Raw genomic sequence first — 4,335 nt, forward strand, 5'->3', positions numbered from 1 at the left:
CATCCCGCCCACCCGGACAGAACGCGTCATGTGTCAAACAAGGAGAAACCCAGAGATCGAAGGCCGATTCGGACTCGCCGCGATATCAATTCGCGCCGTCAAAGTGCGCCGCATATTGCATCCGGCTGATTCGACGCGCAGCATGACGCGCCAGCCCTCACTTCATTCCATATTCGTTGCCGCCCTCTCAGCATTCGGCCGCCCGCGCTTTCGCCCTGGTCCAAGGCGGTCTTCACGCGTATCTTTCCGTCCATGGCAAAGCCCCGCTCAACGCGCTCGGCACGGAAAAAAACGACCGTTTGTATCACAGTAGGATTCGAGCGCTGACGAGTTCGCTATCCAATTGATTTATCGAGAGGTCGCAGCGAGTTTTATTGAACCGACAAAAACGGTCCTTTTTGTCCAGTGGATTTTTACTTCTCATCCCCCGACTTATCTTTCTTTAACAATCCATCCGATATTGCCCGGCAACGCGCGCCTCGCTGCGATGCGCCATTTCCGTGAGCCGCCCGTCTCCCGCCGGCACTGCGCCGGCTCGATTTTCCAATTCCCGTGCGCGGCGTCCGATACCGCCGGCTATTGCCCCATGCATTGACGCACCAGGGCCGCCAGTCCATCCGGCCATGCGGCCCGCATGCTTGAAAACCGTGCCGCGCGCGTTGCCGAACGCTCGTTTGGAATTACTGCCAAGCCGCTAAAACCGGCTAAGCCCGCGTTCCCGCAAAGAACAAAATGTCCCGTTGCAAATCGACGCGCTGTCATGCTGCACCTGCGAACGCGCGCTGGCCGATCGCGGCATTCACACCAGCCGCCTCGCGCTCGCCCCCGGTGGTACATCCGGCGGGCCTCGACCGGACGATCAACGCATCGTGCCCGATAGCCGGGATTGCATCGGCCGCCCGCGCGCCGGACTCGCCTGTGTCACCGCCCGCTAAAGGCGGTACGGCATCGAGCCGACCGATACTGCCCGCTCTTGCGGTAACCGTGCGCTGCGTTGAACGGCTGGCCGCGACAGACTTCGGCGCGGCCCACGAGCACGCGCCAGCCTCGCCGCAGCCCGATATGATCGGCACCGGCCTTTGTTCTCCTTGCAACGCGCCCGGATTTTACGATTCATGCAAACGCCTCCGATTCATGCCATCACTGCGCCATTCGACGTCGATCCCCGCCGTACCCGCCAATTAATCGGCATCGCCATTCCATTCAATTTCATTACCAATTGCAATCTATTTCCCGACATCGCATCGCGCCTATCCATCTATTCGAAAAAAATACTTCATTCGCAACACCGGCTGAAACTGTTTTTCCGCCGCATTCTCGTTGTCAAAAAAATCCGCTTCAATGAAGAAAACCATGATTTTGAGAATGGCAATATTTTTTTGTATTTCAATTTCCCATGAATCGGCATCAGGATATTTACGCGTATCGTCGTGCAGAATATTTTTCTTATATGTACGCCTACTGCAGCCGCCAATTTCATGCCCCCCTGATCGGCCAAGCCGTTTGATTCGCGAGCATTCATTCTCATTTCATCGCACAAACCGTTTTCACGCGCGAATCAAATCGAAATTAAAATCATCGATCAAACCAGCTGGAACTCGCTTCAAAAATCGGCCATCGGCTCGGGGCTGTTCCGTTGCTGCGCAACCGTCCGGTGCCGGTAGGCCCGCCAATCCGCTCGACACCGTCGCTCACGCGCCGCATGCATGACTGGCGCCGCTGCCCGCCCATATGCGGCGATCGTCATGCTGATATGCGTTGCGACGGCCGCGCTTACATCGACCCGCGACTCAGCACGAACGCGGGCGCGGCGACCATGCGCCCCGGAACACAGACACAACGGGATCGCGTATCGGCGGTCGGTACGCGTTTGCCGCGCAAACACGCGCGTGCCGCCATCGCGCGTCACGCGCGAGAGGCACACCGGCTGTTGGCTGCGATTTGCCCTGATTGGATGCGGGACGCAACCATTTTCGGATTCGCGACTGCGCTACGCCAAGCGAACATCCTCGGGCTCGAATGGAGTCGGGTGGATCTCGTCCAGCACCGGGCGTGGATTCATCCCGATCAGGCGAAAGCGCAGCGGCCGATCGCGTTCCACTGAAGGCCGAGGCTCTTGACACGATTCGACGCCGGATTGGGAAGCATCAAACGCATGTCTTCATGAGAAGTGGTGAAAAGCGGTGAAATTCTGACGGCGTGGGCTTCGGTTCAATGGCGTGCCGCATGCAAGCGCGCCGGCATCACGAACTTCCGTTTCCGCGGACGAAGACATACCTGGGCGAGTTGGCACGTCCAAAACGGCACACCGCTGAATCGGCTGATGGAGCTTGGCGGATGGCCGAGCTATGAGATGGTGCTGCGGTACGCCCATCTTGCCGAGCGCCGATGCGGTCACAATTCGGGCACGCCATGTACACCGGAAATGGCGAGCTCAGAAAAGAAAAAAGCCGGCTAGACCGGCTTTTTTCCTTGCTGCATGCATTCTGGCGGAAAGGGTGTCTATCTGGCGGAGAAAGTGCCCCACATCGTGAAATCCAACAACCTCCATGGAGTTCCAAAAGCCCTTTGGCATCAAGGGTGTAGCGAAGAATCGGGTTCGCTCTGATTCCGTAAACATCCGCGAAAAGCCGAAGGAAGCCTGGAACCATTTGCTAGTCATTCTGCTAGCTTGGAGGTTACATGCGAACCCTCAATCGGCTCACCGCCATGCATGTCATGCGGGTCAAGCGCCCCGGTGTCTACAGCGATGGCGGCGGTCTCTATCTGCAGGTCACTCGAACCCTCGCCAAGTCGTGGCTGTTCCGCTACATGCGGCAAGGCAAAGCACGCGGTATGGGCCTCGGTCCCATCCACACCGTATCGCTCGCCGACGCCCGCGTCAAAGCGCTCGACTGCCGCAAGCTGCTGCTCAGCGGCGTCGACCCGCTCGATCATCGGCACGCGCAACGTCGTGCCGCACGACGCGAGCACATGAAGTCCCTGCCATTCCGCGACTGTGCTAGCCAGTACATCGAGGCGCACCGCAAGTCCTGGAAGAATGCCAAGCACGCCGCACAGTGGGAGAGCACGCTCACAACCTATGCGCATCCCGTTCTCGGCGATCTACCGGTGTCGGAGATCGATACCGACGAGATCGTTCAAGTCCTCCAACCGATCTGGACGACCAAGACGGAAACCGCCTCGCGCCTGCGCGGCCGCATTGAATCGATCCTCGCCTGGGCAACCGTGCGCCGATATCGTCACGGCATGAATCCCGCCCGCTGGAAGGGGCATCTGGACCAGCTTCTGGCAAAGCCCTCGCGCGTGCAGAAGGTCGAGCATCACGCTGCGTTGCCGTACAGTGACGCGCCGGCCTTCATGACGCGCTTGGTGATGCAGGATGGTGCGGCAGCCCAGGCGCTGCAACTGCTGATTCTGACCGCCAGCCGCACCAACGAAGTCATCGGTGCGCGTCGTTCTGAATTCGACATTGCTGCTCGCGTCTGGACCATCTCGCCCGAGCGTATGAAGGCACGCCGCGAGCATCGCGTACCGCTCTCGACCGCAGCAATCGCGCTGGTGATACCACTGCTCAATGCTGCATCCAGCGAATTCCTGTTTTCAGCCCCCAAGGGCGGCAACCACCTGTCGAACATGGCGATGCTTCAGCTTCTCAAACGCATGGACCACGACAATCTGACCGTGCATGGGTTCCGTTCGACGTTCAAGGACTGGGCGCGCGAAACCACCCAGTACCCGAACGAAGTTTCGGAGGCCGCGCTGGCGCATATCATCGGCGATCAAACCGAAGCGGCCTATGCACGCGGTGATCTATTCGCCAAACGTACCGGGCTAATGCAGGATTGGGCAAATTATCTGTTGCCGCATTCACTGAAGTAGCTGCGTACCGAATGGCACAGTGATCTGCCGCACTGGCGAATTGCCGTGCTGTATGAAAGCGCATAGTTTTCGAGGCCATCTGGGCGCCAGTGCCAATCAAGCTATACATCGTATAGCGCGTAATAAACCACGTGGCTTTCGTTGCACGACTGGCTGTACATCAATCTGCAGAAGTGATGAGACACCAAGGCAACAGCACTTCGTAAGCGTCAGCAGTGTTTGCAAGCCACCTCCGCGATATGGACAATGGGGGCGTGGTTCGTGGCTCACGGACAAGACAGCGGCGATTTGCTTGATCCCAAAATGCGTCGGTCCCTTGCTCTCGCCAGCCTTCTTCTCTGGTGCGTATGGAGCCGGGCTGCTAGAACGCGTTTTCGTCAAAATTGCGCCGTCACCTGGAAGCCGACCGTCACCCGCGCCGTCGGAAACCCGGGCGGCTTGTAGACCGGCGTG

The 4,335-nt window shown here is 58.8% G+C and carries 3 protein-coding genes and 1 pseudogene; 3 read left to right on the top strand and 1 reads right to left on the bottom strand.

Annotated features, from left to right (window positions below; genetic code table 11):
- Positions 1-1,115 precede the first annotated feature (1,115 nt).
- From BSIN_RS00050 to BSIN_RS00065, 3 genes are all read left to right on the top strand, one after another.
- Positions 1,116-1,400 (top strand): hypothetical protein, encoded by a 285-nt coding sequence (locus BSIN_RS00050; protein WP_089339122.1) that lies wholly within the window; start codon positions 1,116-1,118, stop codon positions 1,398-1,400.
- A 773-nt stretch (positions 1,401-2,173) separates the two neighbouring features.
- Positions 2,174-2,458, top strand: coding sequence for a tyrosine-type recombinase/integrase (locus tag BSIN_RS00060; protein WP_159935867.1), 285 nt, complete (start codon positions 2,174-2,176; stop codon positions 2,456-2,458).
- 224 nt (positions 2,459-2,682) lie between these two features.
- Complete coding sequence (locus BSIN_RS00065; RefSeq protein WP_089339125.1) at positions 2,683-3,882, top strand: tyrosine-type recombinase/integrase; 1,200 nt, start codon at positions 2,683-2,685, stop codon at positions 3,880-3,882.
- Between the two features lie 377 nt (positions 3,883-4,259).
- Here BSIN_RS00065 and BSIN_RS26700 read toward each other — a convergent pair.
- Positions 4,260-4,335 (bottom strand): annotated as a pseudogene (locus BSIN_RS26700) (peptide transporter); the annotation flags it as partial.

This window comes from Burkholderia singularis (genome assembly GCF_900176645.1).
Taxonomy (GTDB): domain Bacteria; phylum Pseudomonadota; class Gammaproteobacteria; order Burkholderiales; family Burkholderiaceae; genus Burkholderia; species Burkholderia singularis.